This is a genomic window from Rhizobium sp. LC145 (genome assembly GCF_001005825.1).
Classification (GTDB): domain Bacteria; phylum Pseudomonadota; class Alphaproteobacteria; order Rhizobiales; family Rhizobiaceae; genus Neorhizobium.
This window is the reverse complement of the sequence record NZ_LBHV01000021.1, coordinates 16,092-38,853: the sequence shown is the minus strand read 5'-3', so window position 1 is coordinate 38,853 and position 22,762 is coordinate 16,092. Positions and strand designations below refer to the sequence as shown.

Sequence of the window (22,762 nt, the reverse complement as noted above, 5' to 3'; positions counted from 1 at the left end):
CTGGATCTGCTGGCTCAACGGCGGCTGGCCGATACCGACCCTTTCGGCCGCCCGGCCGAAATGGCGTTCCTCGGCGACCGCGACGAAATACCGAAGATGCCTGAGCTCCACGTCAACCCCCGACTGAAAGATCCATGTCGTGATTTGATAGTTTCCGGATATCGCAAAGTCCACTTGCATATATCGCCGCCTTCGAGAATGAACCGGCAGGCAAAGGTTGCTGCCCTCAATCGCCGGAATGAAATTCCCGCGTCAGCGCCAGCCAGGCCTTCGCGGCATGCGACAGATAGGCGCCGCGCCGCCAGATCATCGCGATATGCCATTCGGTCCCGGGATCGACGAGCGTGACGTGGCGGACGGCGGGGTGGCTGCGCTGCTCGGCGATCATGCGCGGCAGGAAGGCTATGCCGAGACCCGCGGCGGCCAGCTCTACGATGAAATCGATCTGGCTGCTGCGCGCGGCGACGGAGGGCTCGACGCCCGCCCGCCGGCAGGCGTCGACGATGATCCTGTTCAGCGCGAAGCCGCTCTCGAACAGCAAAAACGGCTGGTCCTTCAGCTCCGCAAGGGTGATGGAGGCCTTTGCTGCGAGCGCGTGGTCCGTCTGCAGGAGGGCCACCAGCGGCTCGCGGCGGACCTCCTGCCATTCGAACTCGTCCGATACAGGAAGAAGCGAGGCGGCGAGGTCGATCTCGCCCACATGCAGGATTTCCTCCAGCCGGTCGCTGCCATGTTCGGCAAGGCGGATGTCGATCGACGGATGGCGGTTGCGATAGATGGCGAACAGGGGCGCAAACAGAGTGCTGCTTCCGATCGGCGGAAGGCCGAGGCGCAGCGTCCCGCGCTTGAGGCCGCGCAGGTCGTCGAGTTCCGCCATCAGGCTTTCGCGTTCCGCCAGGATTCTCACCGCGCGGCGATAGACGACCTCTCCCGCGACGGTCAGCGTGCTGCGATGGCCGATGCGGTCGAGCAGCCGCGTTCCGATCTCGTCCTCAAGCTGCCTGACCGCCTTGCTGACGGTCGATTGCGTGGAGAAGATCGTCTTGGCGGCCTGCGAGAAGCCCCCCTGGCGCACGACTTCGACGAAGGCACGGAGCGTTCGGATTTCCATCAGAATTCCATATCAGAATATAATCTATTCAATCAATTCATTTCCATCATGCTGCGACGCAACATATATTTCCCTCAGGAGAACGATCATGTTCATTCGCAGGTTCGCCGTCTCATTCCGTCGCCACATCCATTCGAGCCGCCTGCTCCAGGTGGGCTTCCTGCTTGCGTTCTGGCTCGCCGGAGAAGCGCTGGCCCGGCTGGTCGGCCTGCCGCTGCCCGGCGGCATCATCGGAATGGCGATCGTGCTTGCGCTGCTGGCCAGCCACCGCATCAGCGTCTTCAGCATGCGGCGCGGCGCACAATGGTTCCTTGCCGACATGCTGCTTTTCTTCGTTCCGGCGGTGCTGGCGGTGATCGACCATCCCGAATTCCTCGGCCTGCTCGGGCTGAAGATCCTCGTCGTGATCCTCGTGGGAACGCTTGCGGTGATGGCCGTGACGGCGCTGACCGTCGATTTCTGCTGGAGATGGAGGTCGAGGCAATGACCCTGCCGATCACGTCGTGGAATGATCCGCTCGCCCAGGGCCTGTTTAGCGGCCTGTTCTGGTCCCTGGCCACCATCGGCCTTTATCTCGCGGCCAAGCGCCTCCACCGCCGCTGGCCGCGTTGGTGGCTGATGCCGCTGGCGGTGACGCCCGTCCTTCTTGTCATCGCGGTCCTTTCGCTCCACGCCAGCTACCGGGACTACATCCGCGGCACGGGGTGGCTCGTCGCCCTGCTCGGCCCGGCCATGGTCGCATTCGCCGTGCCGATCTACGAGCACCGCGCGCTCATCCGCCGGGAGTGGCCGGTGCTTGCCGCCGGCATGCTGGCCGGAACGGCCACCGCTGTGCTCTCCGGCTGGGGCCTTGCAACCGTGGTCGGCCTCGACGGCGCGATCAGGCTCAGCCTGCTGCCGCGCTCGATCAGCACGCCCTTCGCCATGGAGGTTTCCGGCGAGATCGGCGGCATTCCGCAACTGACGGCGATCTTCGTGGTGCTGACAGGCGTCCTCGGCGCGGCGCTCGGCGATATCGTCCTGGCATGGCTCCCGCTGCGCTCGGCGCTTGCGCGCGGCGCGCTCCTGGGGGTCGGGGCGCATGGGGCGGGAACCGCGAAGGCCCACATGATCGGCAGGGAGGAAGGCTCGATCGCCGGTCTCGTCATGGTGCTCGTCGGGCTGATGAATATCCTCGTCGCCCCTGTCCTCGCCCAGATCCTGCGCCATATCTGACCTGCCATACTCGTCCGACCAGGAGAAACAGCATGCGCATCAAGCCGGTTTTTCTTTTCGATCTCGATGGTACGCTCGTCGACAGCGTCTACCAACATGTGCTCGCCTGGAAGGACGCGCTCGACGCGGAAGACATCGACCTGTCCGTCTGGCGCATCCACCGCAAGATCGGCATGAGCGGCGGCCTGTTCACGAACCAGCTCCTGCGCGAGACCGGACTGGAGATCAGCGCCGAGCGGGTGGAAAGGCTGCGGCAGGGCCATGCGGCCGCCTACCAGCGGCAGGCCGGCCGTGTCCGCCCGCTTCCCGGCGCGCGCGAGCTTCTCGCCTGGCTGACGGACGCCGGCATTTCCTGGGCGATCGCCACGAGCGGGCGGATGGAGACGGCCGCCGTCAACCTTGCGGCCCTCGGGGTGGACCCGCAGCGGATACCTGTCGTCACCCGCGACCAGGTCAAATACGCAAGCCCGATCCCGACCTCTTCTTGGCCGCGGCGGAACGGCTCGGCGCACCCATCGAGACGGCGGTGGTCATCGGCGACAGCGTCTGGGACATGCTGGCGGCGGTTCGCTGCCGGGCGCTCGGCGTCGGGCTGCTGAGCGGCGGCTACGGGCTCGACGAACTGCGCCAGTCCGGCGCCTTCCGCGTCTATGAGGACCCCGCCGACATGCTGCACCACATTGATGAGGTCGGCGGGCGCCGATAACGTGTCGAACGGCAGGCAAGCCCTGCATGCATGGGAAAGCGGACGGAACAGGAATGCAGATCGTTTTGAAGAGCCTTTCGCTGACGGTTGCCGAGCGGTTGTCCGCGGCATGGCGCGATGCGCTTGCCTGCGCCGTCGCAGCCGTGTTGTCATGGGAGCTCGCCGTGCACCTTTTCGGGCACCCGCAGCCCCTCTTCGCAGCGATCAGCGCGATCGTCTGCCTTTCGCCCAGCCTGCCCAGCCACGGCAGGCAGGCGATCGGGCTGTTGATCGGCGTCGCGACCGGCATCGTCGTCGGCGAACTGGCGCTCTTCCTGCCGGACGGCGTGCCGCTTTTCAGGCTCGGCCTCGCCGCCTTTATCGCAATCATCGTGGCGTCCACCTACGGGCTCTCCGCCGTGGTCCCCATCCAGGCGGGCGTGTCGGCGATCCTGGTCCTCGCATTCGGGCCTGCCAATGCCGGCTCCGTGCGCATGCTCGACGTCGCCACCGGCGCCGCCGTCGGCCTGTTCTTCAGCCAGGTCGTGCTGACGCCCGATCCCGTCCGCATGGTCGATGCCGCGGCCCGCGACCTCCTGAGCAACCTCGCCGCGGGTTTTACGAGATGCGCGGAAGCCTTGCGCGAGCGAGATCCGAAGAAGGGTGAAGCCGCGCTGCATAGCCTGTCGGGCGCCCATGACAGCGTCATCGCGCTCGGTTCCGGCATCGTCACCGCGCGCAATTCCGCCCGGTGGTCGCTGCGCGGCCGCCTCGTCGCACGCCAGGTCGACGAGATCGCGGCGCGATACGACCGGCACGCGATCCGCCTTTACGCCTCGGCCCTGCTTTTCGGCGAGTCGGTGGCGGATGCCCTGCGAAAAGGCGCAACGCCCGTTCCAGACGGCCTGCTGGCGCATGTCGAACGGGTGGCCGGACGCTGCGCCGAGATCAGCAACGGCCAGAACATGCAGGAACGCCTGCCGGATGGGGAGGACCTGCCCCTCGTCGATGAGCCCGCCCCTCCGGAATGGCGGTCCACAGTCGAGCATCTTCATCTCGTCGAACAGGCTCTCGCCGCCTTCCGAATATTTCCGGAACGGTGAAATCTTCCGTTACCGAAATCCACCAGTTTCAAGAAAAATCGCATTTTTTGATCCGGAATAAGGTATCGATCCGAGACGGTTGCTAAGGAAACTCATCTTTCTTGTCACAGACACATGGAGTTTCCCGTGAAATACACTGTCGGAACCTATCTCGCCGCCCGTCTTTCCCAAATAGGACTGAAGCATCATTTCGCGGTTGCAGGCGACTACAATCTCGTTCTGCTCGACCAGCTTCTGACGAACAAGGATCTGAGGCAGGTCTATTGCTCCAATGAGCTCAACTGCGGCTTCAGCGCAGAAGGCTACGCCCGCGCCAACGGCGCGGCCGCCGCCGTCGTCACCTATAGCGTCGGCGCGCTTTCCGCGCTCAACGCCATCGGCGGCGCCTATGCAGAAAACCTGCCCGTCATCCTCATCTCCGGCGCGCCGAACAGCAACGACTACGCCTCCGGGCACCTGCTGCATCATACGCTGGGCACGCAGGATTTCCTCTATCAGCTCGAAATCGCACGGAAGCTCACCTGCGCCGCCGTCTCCATCGTCTCGGCCGACGAGGCGCCGGCACTGATCGACCATGCGATCCGCACCGCGCTGCGCGAGAGGAAGCCGGCCTATATCGAGATCGCCTGCAACATCTCCGGCGCCGAATGCGCGGCACCCGGGCCTGCCAGCGGGTGGCGTCGCCTTAACCTGACGTAGGACGCAATCATTTCTTTGTCCTGAATTTCAGGCTTGGATCGGCAACGCGATCTCACGCCAGGTGGCGCTGGCGAGTGCGCGGAGTTGGCGATGATCAGCGGCATTTAGGTGTTTTCGATGAAGTTGGAAAAGATTGGCAATTTGGCCGTGGGTTGAGACGAAACGTTGGCATTGACCTGTCGACTTGAACCGCATCATGCGTCGCTCGCGTCGTCGAACGGGAAGGTGAGAATTTTCTGCGAGGTTGTTGAGCCCTTTGTGCGAACGGTGTTCGATCCCCAGCATGATCTCTCGCTTTGCGGCGGAATAAGAACGCAGCTTGTCTGTCACCATCACGCGCGGCGCAACACCTTCGCTCTTCAACAATTTGCGCATCAGCCGAAGAGCGGCTCCCTTGTTTCTGCGGCTTTGCAGCAGAGCATCGAGAACGTAGCCGTTGGCATCGACGGCGCGCCACAGCCAGTATTTCTTGCCCTTGATCGATACGACCATCTCATCAAGATGCCATTTGTCTGCGAAGTTGCCGATCGACCGCCGCTTGAGTTGGTGGGCGAATTTCAGGCCAAACTTAGTCGTCCATTCTGAGACGGTCTGAAACGAGACGGCAATGCCGCGCTCGGCAAGCAGGTCTTCGATATCGCGCAGGCTCAGCGGGAACCGGTAATAGAGCCATACCGCATGCGCGATGATCTCGGCTGGAAAGCGGTGGCGTTTGTATCGGGCGGACGCATCGTCAGTCATGCCGATAGACTATTGCCTCGATCCGCACCAGCCGGTTAAGGCGACGCCTCCCCTCATGGGCATCGGAGACGACGAGCTTGACGCCACGCAGACCCCGCCTGGTCAGCTTTCGAAGAAACTCGGTCCAGATCGCCTCGGCCTCGGATGTGCCGATCTCCATACCGAGCACCTCGCGTCGACCGTCGGTGTTGACGCCGACGGCGATGATGACGGCAACGGAGACGATGCGCCCGCCGCGCCGGACCTTGAGGTAGGTCGCATCGATCCAAAGGTAGGGCCATTCCCCTTCGATGGGCCTGTCGAGAAAGGCCTTCACCTTCTCGTCGATCTCCTCGCAGAGCCGGGATACCTGGCTCTTGGAGATGCCCGACATGCCCATGGCCTTAACGAGGTCATCGACGGATCGGGTCGAGACGCCTTGGATATAGGCCTCTTGGATCACCGCCGTCAGGGCCTTCTCTGCCATGCGGCGTGGTTCGAGAAAGCTCGGGAAATAGCTGCCTGTGCGAAGCTTTGGAATGCGCAGCTCGACGGTGCCCGCCCGTGTCTCCCAGTCCCGGTCGCGATAGCCGTTGCGCTGGGCAAGTCGGAAGCCATTCTTCTCGCCATAACCCGCGCCCGTCTTTGTGCCGACCTCCAGCGCCATCAGCTTCTCGGCAGCGAAGCCGATCATCTCGCGCAGCAAATCGGCGTCGGCGCTCTTCTCAACGAGTGAGCGCAGGTTCATCATGTCGTCGGTCATCGGTGGTGTCCCTCAGGTTGGTCATAAGCAACCCGACCCTACCGGAAATCACCGATGGCTATGAAATCCAGCTACACCACTCCATGGGACACGATCTGGCACCGATCGTCTGCGCCTCTTCCGTGTCAACCGTCGTGATCTCTGCGGTTTTCCGCAGCGAGCGGATACCGTCGGCCCACAACGCCCAATCCGGCGACTGTGCGGCGATGCGCCGGCGGGTGCGCAGCACGTCGCGGGCGATGCGCTCGTCGAGACGGGTCAGCACGATCCCGGCGTCGAAAGTAGGCCGCAGCAAGTTAGAAATGCCGATTTTCGAAGGATCGTAAGTCATTGAAATCATGGTAAACGAACCGTTAAACGGACGCTATTTCTCATTTACCGTCCGTCACTGAGTACGATCCTATGTCTGCGATCTAGCCTCCGATAAGTACCTCTTATCGGAGGTGATTGATTTCAGGCCGCAAATCAGTAAAACTGGGCGCAGGGACGGTCACAAAGGACCCATCTTGCTTGATATTACAGATCAAAGACGCGGCCGGCCAAAGTTCGCGACCGCAGCCAAGCCGCTACTCGCTGCGGGCCGTGGCGCGATGGCGCTGGCCGCGCGCCAGTTCGACAAAGCGGCGCTTGATCTCGTTGAACAATGCCGGTGGCAAAGGGCCAAGGTAGCCTGTTTCGCTGTCAACGGGCCGGACATCCGGTCCCGGCCAGACAAACCGGTTGCTTTCCGTCAGGATAATCCAGGATCGTTCGTCGTCCAGTCCGAGACGCTGTTTTGTCGCCGGCGGGATTTCGATCGCGTCACTAGGATCAGAGGGCGGCGAGTGCGTGATCGGCAGGACACGGACTGCGGGCGTGCCATCGTCCAGGGTCGCAACAATCGCCAACACCAGCGCCGGGCGGTCCTTGTCGCCCTCCTCCCGGCCTTCGAGATGCTGCCAATGCCAGAGATAGGAATAACGAAAAACCCAACCGACTTTTGGTTCAGTCGGCAGCATGTTTGCCCGTCAGCAGTTCGGCGTTTAGATGATCGAGACCCGACTCCATCTGAGACGCTTCAATGGCGGCAAGTTCATCGTCACTCATCGCCGTGGTGAGATCTACGCGACGGTCGCGTCTGGCCAGACGCAGATAGTCCTCATAGGCGATCAGAACCGTGCGCGGCCGGCCGTTCTTGGTGATAATCACCGGCTCGCGAACTGCGGCATCCTGATAGGCGCCAAAATTCTTGGAAACGGCTGCTGCTGTCACAGTCGAGGTCATGGCATAACTCCTTTATTCCGGAATATACGGGCTTTCCGCAACTTTTGCAAACGTACGATTAGCATTGGACATGTACCATGACGAAAAAGACCTTGTCGGTATCGTCGGTCACCCAGAATGTTTTAAACCGCGCCGAAAAGCTCGACAACATCGCGGCGGTGCTGCCGATCGACCGACGTGACAAGCTTGCCGAAATCCTGACCGACCAGGACGTCGAGACCCTGCGTCATCTGGTCAACGAAGGTATGGGTGAGAATACGCTGCGGGCGTTGACCTCCGATCTCGGCTATCTCGAAGCCTGGTCGCATGCCGCGACTGGCACCGCCCTTCCTTGGCCGGGGCCTGAGGCGCTGCTCCTCAAGTTTGTCGCCCATCACCTCTGGGACCCAGCGAGGCGCGAAACCGATCCGGACCATGGCATGCCAGCTGAGGTTGACCAGGCCCTTCGAGATGGCGGCTTTCTCAGATCAACCGGGCCGCACGCGCCCGATACCGTGCGCCGTCGTCTGGCCAACTGGTCGACACTGACTAAGTGGCGCGGTTTCGACGGCGCTTTCGCCTCCCCTGCCCTTAAGTCCGCGATCCGGCTCGCCGTTCGTGCCGTGCCACGCCAACGCCGCCGCAAGAGCGCCAAGGCGGTCACCGGCGACATCATGGCAAAAATGCTGGCCACTTGTGCAGGCGAAAGCCTTCGTGACATCCGCGATCGGGCTATCCTGATGGTTGGCTTTGCGTCGGGTGGGCGCCGTCGCAGCGAGATTGCCGGGTTGCGCAGGGAACAGTTGACGGCTGAGCGGCCGATCGCCGTTGAGGGCGGTGCTCCCCTGCCCTCGCTGTCAATCCATCTCGGCCGCACGAAGACCAGCAGCGGCGACAGCGATGAAGTTGTCTACCTGACCGGCCGGCCGGTTGATGCCCTGAACGCCTGGCTTGTTGCCGCCAAGATTGAAAGTGGCAGTGTGTTTCGGGCGATTGATCGCTGGGGAAATGTCTCCCGTCGGGCGCTCGATCCGAAGGCGATCAACGATATTGTCAAAAAGCGGGCGACTATGGCCCGGCTGGAGGCGGGGGAGTTTTCCGCGCATGGGTTGCGGTCGGGCTATCTGACCGAAGCCGCAAACCGAGGCATTCCTTTGCCGGAGGCGATGGAGCAGTCGCGCCACCGATCGGTACAGCAGGCGTCAAGCTACTACAACAACGCGACCCGTCGGAGCGGCCGGGCTACGCGATTATTATAAGGGCGCCGTCGTCCTCCGCACAGCCATGACAGCATGTTCACTGAAACTGTATTTCCGTGGCATTGGCGAAACGAGCTGGTAAACGAAGGTCATGCTCAAGGCGCATTTCGTCGCGCTGTTTCCCAAAGCAACGCTGAAGCTTCTATCTACTCTACCGCGCGGCGGAAAGAACGACCAATGCTGCCACTTTCGAAATACGTTCGGCTATTTCAGTTGCAAACTCCTGTTTTGACTCCTGATCTGGACCGCGCAGGCGATTAAGAAACCTTAGCTGCAACAGGGGGTTAGTTTGTTGTCAGCTGCCTACAATCGACGGCTTCCGAAAGCTCCTGGGATCGGGGACATCACGCACTTATAGCCCCGCCAGAGTTCACTTTCAAAAGCGCCATTATCATCGGGCCGAGCGAAAACTCACCGCGGCGAGTTCTGGAGGTGAGATCGCGGAGATAGCCACCAGCCGAATTGATGTGCCCAGCTCGCTCAAGTATCGCTGCCATCGCGACGGCCGCATTCTCGGCGCCCATTGCCTCGCAAGCGTCCTGATACGCTGAAGCGCTTACTCCCAAGGTCGACCGAACCACGACTGCGGCGGACATCAAGTCCCTCCAACTCTGGACCTGGCCTTCGGGCGCATAGGCCGCAATTTCAGGGCACGCTCGCATCACCAAACCAATAGGGAAACTCTTTAGCGGCTCCGCCGGTCGGTCTGACTTTAACATCGGTTTCTCGCCCTGCTCTTTTTCTGAGCTAGGTTCAAATTCATTTATAGATTCGGTATTTGAATTCTGTATGTGCTGACGGATTTCGTTATCATTGGTAGCGGTTTTTTGTGAAAAGACGTTGCTTTCCAATACGCTGAGTACACCTTCGCGCAATAGTTCTAGTTCGTCCAGGATCGATTCAAGGGCCTCAATAGACTTGGCGGTCCGAAGCCTTGCTACGGCCCCTATGTAGATTGTCTCCATCGTCGTCCAGTCGCCAGACGCACCATCTTCAACAGCAGCCGTGATAAGCTTACGCACGTCCCTGCGCGCGATAGTCGTCCGCTCCTTAACTACCTTGAAGCGTCGTGCCTCCTCGGCCACCCGCTGCGCCATGAGAGCAAGTTCTTCCGCCCTCGCAAGCAATGGGGCAAGACTGAACCCATATGCTGTCTCCACCTCGCCGTCCTTGCCACGTCTCACGTAGCGTTTACCATTGGGGCTGTCGTTACGATTTATCAGTCCGGCACCCACCAATACAGCCAAGTTCTCTCTCAGAGTCGTGCCCGCGATGCCGTTCGCTCGTGCGCTCAGTTGAGCATTAGACGGAAAGACAACAAGGTTCGCATCTTCGCTGAGGTCCGTCTCTGGATAAAACGACAGGAGAGCGTTGAGCACAGCAAGCGCCCTATCGCGCAGGCCAAGTAGCGCGCGTGCTTCGCAGGCGTCGCGGTATACTTTCCATTTGTCCGCAACTTTCCCCTTACGGATGTCCGCTGTCTGGAGTTGGGTCCTGACCAAGGCAAGCGTCATCGGCCGCCGCCCGAATGGCGTCGTTACACTTCCACTTCGCATTTTTCTTTCACCTTTCGATCGGCAAAAGGAATCAGCTCACCAAATCGGTGCCAAAGACTATTGACTGGGATTCATGGAAATGCGATTCTCAGGCTGCTTAGACCAATGAGAGAGGCTTCCACGACGGCAACGTTTGGGGGCCTTTTTCTTTTGCGGTTTCTTCCTTTTCTAACCTTCGGATCCGGGCTCGGTCTGCCGGAATTTCTCGTAAAGATCAGGAATTCGATCCATCACGAACTTGGCAAACGCCTCGTCCCGATCTCTATCAATCTCAATTTTACAAACCCTGCCGGAGACCGCGAGGGTAGCGATCTTAGTACCCTCGGCAGACTTTACGGAAAGTACCGGCGTCTTTTCCGCGCTCGGTCTATCGATCGCCTTTATCGCGCGAAGAACCGCGATAAAGCGATCATCCGAAGTCTTATGACCAAAAGACTTGTCAGTTGTAGCCTTACGCGCTTTGCTTTCCGCTCCTGCATTTTTCAGACCGTCAGCAAGCTCCTGCCACCGCGGACGACCTATCTTCGGAGCCCGGCCGATCGCTTCGGCCAGCCAACCTGGAACTGCGCGGCCTACGTTGATGAGCTTGGATGCTTCCTGCCGATCAACCGACAGCGCGGTTTGAATGAGAGTCCTCTCAAACCCGCCTTCCTCGAGTTTCAGCGCGAACATTGAACGCTCTATAAAGGTAAGATCTTCACGAGCTGAATTTTCAATGCCTTGTGCGACAACAAGGCGATCGTCACTAAGTTCGCGCACGTAAGCCTTGACCTTAAGACCAAGCTCAGTGGCAGCTCGTACGCGACGATGGCCATAAGAAATCTGGTAACGGCCAATCTCAGTGGGATGAGCCCGTACCAGAATTGGTATTTCTTGCCCGTGCTCAAGGAAAGAGGCTTTGAGAGCTTCGACAGCCGAAGCATCCTGATCCGCAAAACGATCGGCGAAAGGGGATGGGTCGATAAGAGACGGATCGAGGTCAATCGGAAGAGCGCCGTCAGCAACTTTTTGCTTGAGTTCTTCGTAGTCCCTCTCAACTTCCGAAAAAGTGTCCTTCAACGACCGAACCGCTCCTGACGCTACGCGCTGCATTGGTTGACGTGTGTCCGCGGTCGGCGCCTCATCAGGCCCTGCGGCAAAGAGATTGCGAACTGACTGAGTTCGTTTGCTCATCTATCATTTCCCCAATCAGAACGTTTAACTACTAGCCCCGACGACATCACGTCGTCAGCTGACAACAAGTTAAGCGATTGATTCTTTTGAGAGCGGAGCACCATCATCGACCCCACACTTCATTGATTAGGCCGACAGCTTCGTGATTCACGGCACTAATGGATTCCATCGCGCGATCATAGGTCGATCGACCGACCGCACCACGCGACAACTCGTAAAGAGATTGCTTGGTCAAACCGGCATTGGCAATTGCGGTCGATTTCCATGCTGCCGCAGCCATCACATCGGTACCGAATACATCCCGAAGTAAACCGACGATTTCCTGTTCAGGTACATCTCGGGGATCATGGCGGGTCACAAGGAACCTCAGAAAATCATAGTCGAGCTTACCTCCCGCCTCTTCGATTACGGAGACAAGATCGGACGTCATTAGGAGAAATTGGCTCATGGAAGCTACGTCCACCATTTGTGGGTGGACGGTGACAATCATTCCTGTCGCTGCATTCAGAGCACCCATGGTGAGGAAGCCAAGCTGAGGAGGGCAATCAACAACTACAATGTCGTACTCGTCTTTGACCTGATCAATGGCGCTTGCAACACGCCTGAAAAACAAATCTTCTGGCCGTCCTCGGTTCTGAAGCATAAATCGCGGGGTCTGATGCTCAAACTCCATCAGCTCCAGATTGCCGGGAACTATGCTGATGCCAGTGAAGTAGGTCTTGCGGATCACATCTTTCATCGCCACACGCTGGTCATCATACCGGATGGCGCCGTATATCGTGGTATTCTCCGCAACATCGAATTCGGGCTGATAACCAAACATCGCGGAGAGCGAGGCCTGGGGATCAAGATCTATGGCAAGGACTCGATAACCCTGGAGCGCCAGACCCTGCGCAAGATATAGAGATGTCGTCGTCTTGGCCGAGCCACCCTTAAAATTGGCGACAGTGATGATTTGAAGTTTTTCACCCTCCCGGCGACGGGGCCAGAAACGCGCCGCTTCCTTAGGACGTGCCTCGGCGAGGTACTGGCGCAAGCCATTGATTTGTTCAAGTGTATAGGAGCGTCGGCCACCGGTCCCAATATCAGGTGCCGGGCCGAGGCCATCTAGGGAGAGTTGGCGCAGGTAGCCATCCGAAACACCAACGATCTCGGCTACCTCCCCAGAGGTGAACGACCGAAGCGACTTCTGCGCGGTCGGGGGAAAGGCGCGCTCACCGACCGCACGGAGTCTCGCGGATAGAGCTTCCGCGCGCTGCGTAATATGTGCGGACGTTGCTGCCCTACTGATGTGCCTGTCGATCACGTTCACTTTAGCCTCAGGTTCAAGACGGTTTATCAGCGTCAGACGCGCTATTACCGTCTGAAGATAGCGCACGATTCCCATCTGTCCGCAAGAGAAATAGGGTTAACAAAACCTTAACGCACTTTGATGCAACAAATTGTTCGCGCCTTTTATTCAACGTTTCCAAAGTTTTAGCCTGGTATAAATTCCCGCCCAAAATCTCTTTCCCTCACAATCTGTTCTCAAATATCCAAGACGCCGACAGGCCGTCTCTCCAACTTGCGCCACCGTGTAGGAAACGACAGAGAATCGCGAGGTACAAATTTGTACGTGGACAGCTTGGTCCCGTCCCGCTTTTTTCTCCCGCAAATCAATCAGCGAGGAGAACGTCGCAATGCTTCAGTCGCATTCCCGCCTTGTGCGCAAGCTTCAAGAAGCACTAGGCGATCGCCTTTGTATCGCCCTCGACGACCCTGGTGTTGTGGAAATCATGCTCAACCCGGACGGCAAAGTGTTCATCGAGAGGCTGGGCCACGGAATCGCTCCGGCCGGTGAAATGGGGGCGGCAGCTGCCGAAACCATTATTGGCTCCGTCGCTCATGCCTTGCATTCAGAAGCCGACGATGAGCGTCCCATCATCTCCGGAGAACTGCCAATCGGGGGCCATCGATTTGAGGGGCTTTTACCTCCAGTTGTCGCGTCGCCAACCTTCACAATACGGCGACGAGCTTCTCGGCTTATTCCCCTCGACGACTATGTCGCTGAGAAGGTGATGACCGAAGCACAAGCAGCTGTGATCCGCAGCGCAATCGCGAACCGCCTCAACATCGTGATCGCCGGGGGAACGGGCTCAGGCAAAACGACCCTCGCCAATGCAGTGATCGCCGAAATCATAGCGTCAGCACCGGACGACCGCATGGTCATTCTTGAAGATACTGCGGAAATCCGGTGTGCGGCAGAAAATGCAGTGTGCCTACATACCAGTGACACGATCGATATGGCGCGGCTGCTGAAGAGCACCATGCGCCTCCGTCCTGACCGCATCATCGTTGGCGAAGTCCGCGATGGCGCCGCACTGACGCTGTTGAAGGCCTGGAATACCGGCCATCCCGGTGGCGTCACCACCGTCCACTCCAATACCGCCATGTCTGCCTTGCGTCGTCTCGAGCAGCTGACTGCCGAGGTCAGTCAGCAGCCGATGCAGGCTGTGATCGGGGAGGCCGTTGATCTTGTTATCTCGATCGAGCGCGCGGGGAGGGGGAGACGGGTACGAGAGGTCATCAACGTCGAAGGCTTCAGCGGTAGCCGGTACCAGACCGAACATTACGCTCAAATTGATGAGGACATTCATGCTGCATAATCGCTTTTTTCGCCTCGGGCTACTCGCTGCAATATTTTGCGCAGCGTTTGCAGCGCCCGCCCTTGCCAGTTCCGGTGGAAGTCTTCCCTGGGAGGGACCGCTTGAACAGATCCAGGAATCCATCACTGGGCCAGTCGCAGGAGCAATTGCCCTTGCCGCCATGGCGATCGCCGGCGGAATGCTGATCTTCGGCGGCGAGCTCAACGATTTCGCGCGACGCCTCGTCTACATCGTACTGGTCGCCGGTATCCTGCTGGGGGCGACGACGATTGTCGGACTGTTCGGTGCGACCGGCGCGTCGATCGGCATCACTGCCACAAGTTTGCCAGGGACCGTTTCCCATCCGATGTCCGTTGCAAGATGGGAGGGGGCCAATGGGTGAGCCGCATTCCGCTCTCCAACGCAATCGCATTCACCGCGCTCTTTCACGGCCGAACCTTTTGATGGGGGCAGACCGGGAGCTCCTGCTTGTCACAGGGCTGGTGGCAATCATCCTGATCTTCGTCGTGCTCACCCTGTATTCAGCGCTGTTTGGCATCGCCATCTGGTTCGTGATCGTCGGCGCGCTGCGCATGATGGCAAAATCCGATCCCCTCATGCGTCACGTCTACGTGCGGCATTTGCGCTACCGGCACCACTACCTGCCCACGTCTTCGCCGTGGCGGCGTTTCTAAAGGTTCAATGATGGTCGCTTTGCGTTCCCTTCGTCCGTCCGCACCGTCATTCGCCGATCTCGTGCCCTATGCCGGACTGGTCGATAACGGGATCATTCTTCTCAAGGACGGAAGTCTCATGGCGGGATGGTATTTTGCCGGCCCTGACTCCGAGAGCGCCACGGATTTCGAGCGCAACGAGCTGTCCCGTCAAATCAATACGATCCTTTCACGGCTAGGTTCCGGCTGGATGATCCAGGTCGAGGCCGTGCGCATCCCGACGACTGACTATCCTTCTGCGGAACGCAGTCATTTCCCCGATGCTGTCACTCGCATGATCGATGATGAGCGGCGCAAGCACTTCGAACAAGAGCGCGGGCATTTCGAGAGCCGGCATGCGCTCGTCCTGACACATCGCCCTCCTGAGCGCCGGCGCTCTGGCGTCACGCGGTACATCTACTCGGACACCGAGAGCCGGACGGCTACCTATGCCGATACAGTGCTCGACAGTTTCAGGCGCTCCACCCGAGAGATCGAGCAGTACCTCGGCAACGTCATCTCCATTGAGCGTATGCGGACGCGTGAGGTGCCGGAACGCGGTGGCACCCGCATTGCCCGTTATGATGAGCTGTTCCAGTTCATCAGATTCTGCATCACCGGTGAAAACCACCCAGTCCGTCTACCTGAAATTCCAATGTATTTGGATTGGCTGGCCACCGCGGAGCTAGAGCACGGCCTTACCCCGAAGATCGAAAACCGGTTCCTCAGCGTGATAGCGATCGACGGTTTGCCGGCCGAGAGCTGGCCAGGCATCCTCAACAGCCTCGATCTCCTGCCGCTCACTTATCGCTGGTCGTCGCGCTTCATCTTTCTGGACGCTGAGGAAGCCAAACAGCGGTTGGAGCGCACGCGCAAGAAATGGCAGCAAAAAGTGCGGCCGTTTTTCGACCAACTTTTCCAGACGCACAGCCGATCCGTTGACCAGGACGCAATGGCCATGGTCGCGGAGACTGAAGACGCGATCGCCGAGGCATCTTCGCAGCTGGTCGCCTATGGCTACTACACGCCGGTGATCATTCTATTCGACGAAAGCAGAGAGAATCTTGCCGATAAAGCCGAGTCCGTTCGAAGGTTGATCCAGGCTGAAGGATTTGGCGCGCGGATCGAGACGTTGAATGCGACGGACGCATTCCTCGGGAGCTTGCCAGGCAACTGGTACTGCAACATCCGGGAACCTCTGATAAACACCCGCAATCTCGCAGACCTGATCCCCCTCAATTCCGTCTGGTCGGGCAGTCTACTTGCGCCCTGCCCATTCTATCCACCCGACGCGCCGCCACTGACGCAGGTGGCTTCCGGATCGTCACCCTTCCGACTGAACCTTCACGTGGATGATGTCGGGCATACGCTGATTTTCGGACCAACCGGTTCCGGCAAGTCAACGCTTCTCGCGCTCATCGCAGCGCAATTTCGCCGGTATGAGGGTGCGCAGGTTTTCGCCTTCGACAAAGGCAACTCCATCCTTCCTCTGACGCTGGCCGTGGATGGCAATCACTACGAAATCGGCGGCGAGGCAGGGGAGGGGGCTAGGCTTGCCTTTTGCCCTCTCTCCGACCTCTCGACCGATACCGACCGCGCCTGGGCCTCCGAATGGATCGAAACACTCGTCTCCCTGCAGGGTGTCACGGTCACCCCGGACCACCGAAACGCCATATCTCGGCAGATCGGCTTGATGGCGGGGGCGCCAGGCCGGTCGCTGTCGGATTTTGTGAGCGGCGTGCAGATGCGGGAGATCAAGGACGCGTTGCACCACTATACTGTTGACGGTCCCATGGGCCAGCTTCTCGACGCTGAACGGGATTCGCTAACCCTCGGTCTGTTCCAGTGCTTCGAGATCGAGCAACTGATGAATATGGGCGAGCGAAATCTCGTACCCGTGCTAACCTATCTGTTTCGCCGGATCGAAAAACGGCTCACGGGGGCACCAAGTCTCATCATTCTCGATGAGGCGTGGCTGATGCTCGGCCATCCTGTCTTTCGCCACAAGATCCGCGAGTGGCTGAAGGTGCTGCGAAAGGCGAACTGCGCTGTCGTTCTCGCCACCCAGTCAATTTCGGACGCAGAGCGTTCGGGCATCATCGATGTCCTGAAGGAATCCTGCCCAACCAAGATATGCTTACCAAACGGGGCGGCTCGGGAATCCGGGACACGAGAATTTTATGAGCGTATCGGCTTCAATCCTCGCCAGATTGAAATCGTCGCAACCGCCATTCCAAAGCGTGAATATTACGTGACGTCGCCTGATGGACGACGGCTCTTTGATATGGGGCTCGGGCCACTCACGCTGTCCTTCGTCGGCGCTTCTGGCAAAGCCGACCTCGCCCGCATCCGGGAACTTCTCTCAACCTACGGCAAAGACTGGCCGACCCAATGGCTCATTGAAAGAGGGATCAATCGCTATGCTTGACCATATCCTATCGCTCAGAAGCAAATCCGCGACGGCTGTCGTGGCAGCTTTTGCAGTCTGCGCTTCGGCACCAGCATTTGCCGGCTCAGCGACGGGCGCTGCAACCGAGTGGACACAGCTTGCCAACAATGCACAGCTCGTCGACCTCCTTAAAAGCTCCGTCCTGCAAGTCGACAATCAGCTGACACAGATCAGCCAGTTGGCCGAGCAGATCCAAAACCAGCTGAACATCTACGAAAACATGCTGCAAAATACCGCGCAGCTGCCCGATCACATCTGGGGCCAAGTCGAAAACGACCTCAACCGGCTGCGGGATATCGTCGACCAAGGACAGAGCATCTCTTTCTCGATGGGGAGCGCAGATGATGTGCTGAAGCAGCGCTTTCAATCCTATGCTGATCTTCAGACTGCCGCCGCCAACGGGACGGACCTATCCTCGAACTATGCCCGTTGGTCAGACACCAACCGCGACACCATCGCCAGCACGCTCAAGGCTGCGAGCCTGACGGCTGACCAGTTCGACAGCGAGGAGGATACGATGGGCTCCCTCAGAAACATGTCGGAATCTGCCGATGGCCAAATGAAAGCTCTCCAGGTCGGCCACGAAATTGCGGCGCAGCAGGTTGCGCAAATGCAGAAGCTGCGTGGTCTCGTATCCCAGCAGATGACGATGATGGGGACGTGGCTGCAAAGCGAGCAAACCGACAAGGATCTGGCACAGGCCCGACGGGAAAAGTTCTTCAACGCCGACACCAGTGGCGTCCCCGAAGGTCAGAAGATGGAGCCACGCTGGTGAGCCGCGCGGTTATCATCGCTATCGCGCTTTTGGTAGCAGTTGCATCCGTATCCGCAGCAACGGTGTTCATCATGAAATCCGACGAGCGGTCAGCATCCAAAATGGGTGAGAAGTTTTTCGGTGTGAAAAAGGACCTACCCCCGATCGAAAAGGGCCAGGAAATGCGTCCAAGATGGTGAGGGCACGGATCGAGTTGATGCTTTTCGCAACAGGACTTGCATGCCTTATGCTGGCCGGCCCAGCGTTTGCACAGCAGGGCCAAGTCCTCACGGAACTTGAAAATCAGGTTTCTTCCGCTGCCAAGGGCTGGGAAACAACGATCATGGATGCGGCAAGGTCTCTGTTCTGGATCCTCGCCGGAATAGAGGTGGGGATTGCCGCGGTGTGGCTCGCCATTCAGTCGGCATCCCTCGACAGCTGGTTCGCAGAGCTTGTGCGGAGGATCATGTTCATCGGCTTTTTTGCCTTTGTTTTGACCCAGGGACCGACGTTTGCCGAAGCTGTTGTCGATAGTCTCTATCAGATTGGGGCCGGCAGTGGGTCAGCTTCGCCCGCGGAGGTTTTCGATGCGGGTATCCGTGTCGCTTCGCAGATGTCGGAACAGGCTAAGTTCGGTGTCTTCGAGGATAATGCCCTTGCGATCGCAGCCGTTCTCGCCATGGGTATTGTTGTGATCTGCTTTTCGCTGGTGGCGGCGATTTTCGTGGCTGTGATGGTCGAGATGTATGTCGGCCTACTCGCGGGAATGATTATGCTCGGCCTTGGTGGATCCTCGTTCACAAAGGACTTTGCTGTCCGATATCTCGTTTATGCTTTCGGCGTTGGCATGAAGCTCATGGCGTTGGTCATGATCGCAAAGATCGGCTCCAATGTCCTCTTGGGACTTGCTCAGGCCCCTACCGCCGAGACCGACCAGTTCATCACGACACTTGCGATCGCCGGCATCTCGGTCGTTGTGTTTATCATCGCGATGTATGTTCCAAACATTATGCAGGGCGTCGTTCAGGGGGCGTCTGTTTCCGGCGGGATGGAAGCCATTCAGCACGGTGGGCAGGCGGCGTCGTTCGCGACCGGCGGAGCCTTCCTGGCCGCAGGTGCGGCTGGAGCAGGATTTGCTGCAGGGCAAGCAGCGCGGGCTGCCGGATCATCCTTTGGAGGAGCGGCTATTCGCGGAGTGGGTGCAGGCCTTGGCTCGGCCGGGCAGGCCGCAGGATCCGCAGCCAAGGAGAAGGCGATCGGGTCGCCCGGTGCCTATGCCGGCTCCATCCTTGGCCTGGCGAACGCGAAGCTCGACCAGGCTCGTGGCAAGGGAGCCTCGCCCGGTCAACCGCCGGAACGACAAGACAAACCGTAATTTCAAGACAGGGATAACAATATGGCAGCGCAACGCGCCCCGGAGAACCCGTACCTTGCCGCGAGGCAGGAATGGTCGGAACGATACGGCTCTTACGTCAAGGCGGCTTCGGCATGGCGGACGGTCGGAATCTTAAGCCTGGGTATGGCGGTGATCGGTTTTGGCTATTCGCTGTATCTCAGCACGCAAGTCAAACTCGTGCCGTACATCGTCGAGGTCGACAAGCTCGGAAACACCGTCTCCGCCGGGTTTCCGCAGCAGATCGAATATGCCGATGCACGCGTCATCCGTGCCACGCTCGGAGGCTTTGTCACGAGCTTCCGCTCCATTACGCCCGACGCCGTCGTCCAGAAGCAATACATCGACCGGACATATGCGCTTCTCAGGACAAGCGATCCATCGACCCAGAAGATCAATGCCTGGTTCCGGGGCAACTCGCCGTTCGAGAGGGCCGTGAATGCGACCGTCGCCATCGAGGTGAACAACATCGTCGCGCTGTCGAACCAGACCTATCAGATCGACTGGACCGAATATGAGCGTGATCGCAAGGGCAAGGAAATCGCGACACGCCGATTTCGCGGCATAGCCACGGTGGCGATCACCCCACCCCAGGACGAGGCGACGATCCGTCTCAATCCCATCGGCCTCTATGTCAAGGACTTCGACTGGACCGCGCAACTGTAAGGGCAGGGGACTTCAATGAATACAAGGATAAACAGGACAGCGCTATGCTGCATGACGGCGCTTGCATTTTGGTCCATGGCGACGACATCGGGCTTTGCCCAGAGCCTGACGACGAATGAGGCGAAAGGAACCACCCTCTCCAACAAATGGCGTGGGCAGCGGGGACTGGTTACAACGGGCGCCGACGGAAAAGTCATCTTCCTGTTCGGTGAGACGCAGCCTTCTGTCGTCTGCTCACCTTTACAGGTCTGCGACATCGAGCTTCAGGGTGGGGAGATTGTCCGCGACGTTCTTGTCGGCGACACGGTACGCTGGAAGGTCGAGCCGGCCACATCCGGTGCTGCGGGCGGACAGGCAATTCACCTGATCGTCAAACCGTCTGAGGCCGGGCTGGTCACATCGATGGTCGTGACGACGTCGAGGCGCACGTATCACATTCAGCTCAAATCGCATCCAAGCCAGTACATGGCCCGCGTTGGTTTCGAGTATCCGGAAGAGGCCGCGACGAGATTGTCCGACATCAACGCTCGAATTCAGACGATGACCAATTCCGACGGCGGCGTACCGCCAGAGCAACTTGCCTTCGCCTATTCGCTGAGCGGCAGCGCGCCCTGGAAGCCGAAGCGCGTCTATTCGGATGGGCAGAAGACCTACATACAGTTTCCGCGAACGCTCTCCGGTCAGGATGCGCCGGTCCTCTTCGTGGTCTCTGGCGGGCAAAACCGGATCGTAAACTACCGGATGAAAAACGACATGATGATTGTCGATTACAACATCGACAAGGCTGTCCTTGTTTCGGGCGTCGGCTGGCGTCAGCAGAAAATCACCATCCGGCGGGGAGGCTGATCGATGCGCCTTTGCCTTCTTCTATTTGTTGCTGGCGTTCTTCTCTCTGGTTGCCAGACCGGAACAGACGCGATCACGACGAGCGCCGCGCCTTCGACTGTAACAGGCCCCGTGGCAAGCGCTATCGCCGGCGACATGGCTGGACGTTACGCCGAGCAGGCAGGGTCAACCGCCACGCCGATCAGGCTTCACAACGACACATCGGATTTCGCGACCGCGCTCGAGGCCGCGTTGAAGGGGTGGGGTTTCACTGTCGTGACGGATGACAAGGCGCGCTCATTGAAAGACACCGCCAAGCCGATCGAGCTGGCATATTCGTTGATCGACGTTGACGGACAGGTGCTGGCAAGACTTTCCAGCGAGACACTCGAGCTTGGGCGAGCCTATTCGGTGTCATCAGGTGGCGCCACGCCGGCAAGCCCGCTTTCATTGATGAAGCGAAACTGAGGAGAGACAGATATGGTCCAGTCGCTCCAGCTCGGCAATCCGAGCAGCGCCTCGCAGGAAAAGGGCATGAAACGGCTTAATCGCCTGCCGGTGTTCTTTGGCATCGGTATCGCAGTCGTCGTCGCCTGTGTCCTTGTCTACGGCATATCATCCCGGGGACTGGGGTTCGGCGACAGAATTCCGGATGAAGCAGGCTCGAACGTCCCGGCCTCGACCTTCGCTGATCAGATGAAGCGCGGGGTGAAAGACGGCATCATCGGGGATCGTGAAGAGCAGCCTGTATTCCAGCCCACACCCGCAACCCAAACAATTGTAGATGCCAAGCCGATTGAAGAGGAGCAGATAAAGCAGCAGGCACGGGAAGAGCGCCGACCGCAAATGGATTCGGAAGAAGAATGGTTGGCCCGACTTCGACGCGAGCAGCGCGAGCAAGTCCTTCGTGAACAGCAACGACAGCGGATGGCCAGCCTTCAGGCCCGTGCCACTGCGTTTGACTCGCCGCTGAAGGTCAAAATCTCGGAGCTGGGAAATATCTCCAACAACACCAGAACAACAGACCGGCAGCCGGCCACCAATAACGGTGCCTCCGATCTCTATGCCGCGGCCATGAAATCAGGTTTGGTGGGGCAGAATGTTGATCCAAATGGGCAGATTGCGAAAGAAGATTTCTTCAACGCCGACATCAAGGATCTCGGCTACCTGCCGAACCAGGTTGTACCTCAGCAGTCACGCTATGAACTGAAGCGCGGCTCCGTCATCCCCGCGACCATGATTACCGGCATCATGTCCGATTTGCCGGGCCGGATTACAGCGCAGGTGAGCCAGCACATCTACGACAGCGCCACAGGACATTTTCTTCTCATTCCGCAGGGTACCAAGTTACTCGGACGCTATGACAGCAAGGTCTCGTTTGGCCAAAGCCGCGTTCTGGTGGTCTGGACGGATGTCATCTTCCCGAACGGCTCGACACTGCAGATCGGCGGCATGGCTGGAACGGACTCGCAGGGCTATGGCGGCTTCTCGGACAAGGTCAACAATCACTATTTTCGAACCTTTGGGTCGGCGGCGCTTGTTGCACTTATAGGTACCGGCATCGATATGGCGGTTCCGGAGAGTTCGACCCTCGCCACACAGGATACGGCTTCAGACGCGGCGCGTAGAAACTTTGCCGAGACCTTCGGCCGCGTCGCGGAGCAGACGATTTCCAAGAACTTGAATGTTCAGCCCACCATCCAAATCCGGCCGGGCTACAAGTTCAACGTTCTCGTAGACCAAGATATTGTCTTTCCCGGCAATTATGGCGGTTGAGGCACACGTTGTCGCAACCGCCCTTTGGACAACTCC

24 protein-coding genes and 3 pseudogenes are annotated in these 22,762 nt (G+C 59.1%); 17 read left to right on the top strand and 10 right to left on the bottom strand.

Annotated features, from left to right (window positions below):
* Together YH62_RS30675 and YH62_RS28420 are read right to left on the bottom strand one after the other, a co-directional pair.
* Positions 1-111: LysR family transcriptional regulator (locus tag YH62_RS30675; protein ID WP_156177011.1), on the bottom strand; the 111-nt coding region annotated here is incomplete at its 3' end.
* 115 nt (positions 112-226) lie between these two features.
* A complete protein-coding gene (locus YH62_RS28420; RefSeq protein ID WP_046797683.1) occupies positions 227-1,111 on the bottom strand; it encodes a LysR family transcriptional regulator in 885 nt (294 codons plus the stop codon).
* Positions 1,112-1,199: 88 nt separating this feature from the next.
* Between YH62_RS28420 and YH62_RS28415 the strand changes: the two genes are divergently transcribed.
* From YH62_RS28415 to YH62_RS28395, 5 genes and pseudogenes are all read left to right on the top strand, one after another.
* Positions 1,200-1,598: a CidA/LrgA family protein gene (locus tag YH62_RS28415; RefSeq protein WP_046797682.1), complete on the top strand. Its 399-nt coding sequence runs from the start codon at positions 1,200-1,202 to the stop codon at positions 1,596-1,598.
* Entirely contained in the window at positions 1,595-2,326 is a 732-nt protein-coding gene (locus tag YH62_RS28410) for an LrgB family protein (RefSeq protein ID WP_046797681.1), read from the top strand. The genes YH62_RS28415 and YH62_RS28410 overlap by 4 nt, the downstream gene beginning before the upstream one ends.
* Before the next feature lie 32 nt (positions 2,327-2,358).
* Positions 2,359-3,032 (top strand): annotated as a pseudogene (locus YH62_RS28405) (HAD family hydrolase).
* Positions 3,033-3,085: 53 nt separating this feature from the next.
* Positions 3,086-4,114 (top strand): FUSC family protein, encoded by a 1,029-nt coding sequence (locus YH62_RS28400; RefSeq protein WP_046797680.1) that lies wholly within the window; start codon positions 3,086-3,088, stop codon positions 4,112-4,114.
* A gap of 126 nt (positions 4,115-4,240) precedes the next feature.
* A complete protein-coding gene (locus YH62_RS28395) occupies positions 4,241-4,813 on the top strand; it encodes a thiamine pyrophosphate-binding protein (protein ID WP_245282238.1) in 573 nt (190 codons plus the stop codon).
* A gap of 27 nt (positions 4,814-4,840) precedes the next feature.
* Here YH62_RS28395 and YH62_RS28390 read toward each other — a convergent pair whose 3' ends face one another.
* From YH62_RS28390 to YH62_RS28370, 5 genes and pseudogenes are all read right to left on the bottom strand, one after another.
* Positions 4,841-5,554 carry an IS6-like element ISRsp9 family transposase gene (locus YH62_RS28390; RefSeq protein ID WP_046797678.1) on the bottom strand — a complete coding sequence of 238 codons (714 nt, stop codon included), beginning with the start codon at positions 5,552-5,554 and terminating at the stop codon, positions 4,841-4,843.
* A 43-nt stretch (positions 5,555-5,597) separates the two neighbouring features.
* Positions 5,598-6,296 (bottom strand): annotated as a pseudogene (locus YH62_RS28385) (IS256 family transposase); the annotation flags it as partial.
* A gap of 106 nt (positions 6,297-6,402) precedes the next feature.
* Positions 6,403-6,636: pseudogene (locus YH62_RS28380) on the bottom strand (hypothetical protein); the annotation flags it as partial.
* Positions 6,637-6,862: 226 nt separating this feature from the next.
* Positions 6,863-7,294, bottom strand: coding sequence for an mRNA interferase PemK (locus YH62_RS28375; RefSeq protein WP_046797677.1), 432 nt, complete (start codon positions 7,292-7,294; stop codon positions 6,863-6,865).
* Entirely contained in the window at positions 7,281-7,559 is a 279-nt protein-coding gene (locus YH62_RS28370; protein ID WP_015647672.1) for a type II toxin-antitoxin system Phd/YefM family antitoxin, read from the bottom strand. Before YH62_RS28370 ends, YH62_RS28375 begins: the two co-directional genes overlap by 14 nt.
* Before the next feature lie 77 nt (positions 7,560-7,636).
* Here YH62_RS28370 and YH62_RS28365 point away from each other — a divergent pair, with 77 nt between their 5' ends.
* Positions 7,637-8,797 carry a site-specific integrase gene (locus tag YH62_RS28365; RefSeq protein ID WP_046797676.1) on the top strand — a complete coding sequence of 387 codons (1,161 nt, stop codon included), beginning with the start codon at positions 7,637-7,639 and terminating at the stop codon, positions 8,795-8,797.
* Between the two features lie 344 nt (positions 8,798-9,141).
* Here the strand turns inward: YH62_RS28365 and repC are convergent, their stop codons facing one another.
* From repC to repA, 3 genes are all read right to left on the bottom strand, one after another.
* Positions 9,142-10,353, bottom strand: coding sequence for a plasmid replication protein RepC (gene repC, locus YH62_RS28360; RefSeq protein WP_046797675.1), 1,212 nt, complete (start codon positions 10,351-10,353; stop codon positions 9,142-9,144).
* Between the two features lie 168 nt (positions 10,354-10,521).
* The gene (repB, locus tag YH62_RS28355) at positions 10,522-11,526 is read right to left on the bottom strand and encodes a plasmid partitioning protein RepB (RefSeq protein WP_046797674.1); all 1,005 of its coding nucleotides are present in this window, start codon (positions 11,524-11,526) and stop codon (positions 10,522-10,524) included.
* A gap of 103 nt (positions 11,527-11,629) precedes the next feature.
* The gene (gene repA / locus YH62_RS28350; RefSeq protein WP_046797688.1) at positions 11,630-12,829 is read right to left on the bottom strand and encodes a plasmid partitioning protein RepA; all 1,200 of its coding nucleotides are present in this window, start codon (positions 12,827-12,829) and stop codon (positions 11,630-11,632) included.
* Positions 12,830-13,205: 376 nt separating this feature from the next.
* Here repA and trbB point away from each other — a divergent pair, with 376 nt between their 5' ends.
* Genes trbB through trbI form a run of 11 tightly spaced genes read left to right on the top strand, consistent with a single transcriptional unit; the run spans position 13,206 to position 22,726 of the window.
* Entirely contained in the window at positions 13,206-14,171 is a 966-nt protein-coding gene (trbB, locus tag YH62_RS28345) for a P-type conjugative transfer ATPase TrbB (protein ID WP_046797673.1), read from the top strand.
* The gene (locus tag YH62_RS28340) at positions 14,161-14,553 is read left to right on the top strand and encodes a TrbC/VirB2 family protein (RefSeq protein ID WP_046797672.1); all 393 of its coding nucleotides are present in this window, start codon (positions 14,161-14,163) and stop codon (positions 14,551-14,553) included. Before trbB ends, YH62_RS28340 begins: the two co-directional genes overlap by 11 nt.
* Entirely contained in the window at positions 14,546-14,845 is a 300-nt protein-coding gene (locus YH62_RS28335; RefSeq protein WP_015647762.1) for a conjugal transfer protein TrbD, read from the top strand. Before YH62_RS28340 ends, YH62_RS28335 begins: the two co-directional genes overlap by 8 nt.
* A gap of 10 nt (positions 14,846-14,855) precedes the next feature.
* Positions 14,856-17,291, top strand: coding sequence for a conjugal transfer protein TrbE (locus tag YH62_RS28330; RefSeq protein WP_046797687.1), 2,436 nt, complete (start codon positions 14,856-14,858; stop codon positions 17,289-17,291).
* A complete protein-coding gene (trbJ, locus tag YH62_RS28325; protein ID WP_082118570.1) occupies positions 17,284-18,087 on the top strand; it encodes a P-type conjugative transfer protein TrbJ in 804 nt (267 codons plus the stop codon). The genes YH62_RS28330 and trbJ overlap by 8 nt, the downstream gene beginning before the upstream one ends.
* Positions 18,084-18,266 (top strand): entry exclusion protein TrbK, encoded by a 183-nt coding sequence (gene trbK / locus YH62_RS28320; protein ID WP_046797671.1) that lies wholly within the window; start codon positions 18,084-18,086, stop codon positions 18,264-18,266. The genes trbJ and trbK overlap by 4 nt, the downstream gene beginning before the upstream one ends.
* A 17-nt stretch (positions 18,267-18,283) precedes the next feature.
* Positions 18,284-19,441 carry a P-type conjugative transfer protein TrbL gene (trbL, locus tag YH62_RS28315; protein ID WP_245282237.1) on the top strand — a complete coding sequence of 386 codons (1,158 nt, stop codon included), beginning with the start codon at positions 18,284-18,286 and terminating at the stop codon, positions 19,439-19,441.
* A 21-nt stretch (positions 19,442-19,462) separates the two neighbouring features.
* On the top strand, positions 19,463-20,125 hold the full coding sequence (locus YH62_RS28310) for a conjugal transfer protein TrbF (RefSeq protein ID WP_046797669.1): 663 nt from the start codon (positions 19,463-19,465) through the stop codon (positions 20,123-20,125).
* 15 nt (positions 20,126-20,140) lie between these two features.
* Entirely contained in the window at positions 20,141-20,971 is an 831-nt protein-coding gene (trbG, locus tag YH62_RS28305; protein ID WP_046797668.1) for a P-type conjugative transfer protein TrbG, read from the top strand.
* Between the two features lie 3 nt (positions 20,972-20,974).
* Positions 20,975-21,418 (top strand): conjugal transfer protein TrbH, encoded by a 444-nt coding sequence (gene trbH, locus YH62_RS28300; RefSeq protein ID WP_046797667.1) that lies wholly within the window; start codon positions 20,975-20,977, stop codon positions 21,416-21,418.
* Between the two features lie 12 nt (positions 21,419-21,430).
* Positions 21,431-22,726, top strand: a complete 1,296-nt coding sequence (trbI, locus tag YH62_RS28295; RefSeq protein WP_046797666.1) for an IncP-type conjugal transfer protein TrbI — start codon at positions 21,431-21,433, stop codon at positions 22,724-22,726.
* Positions 22,727-22,762: the final 36 nt, after the last annotated feature.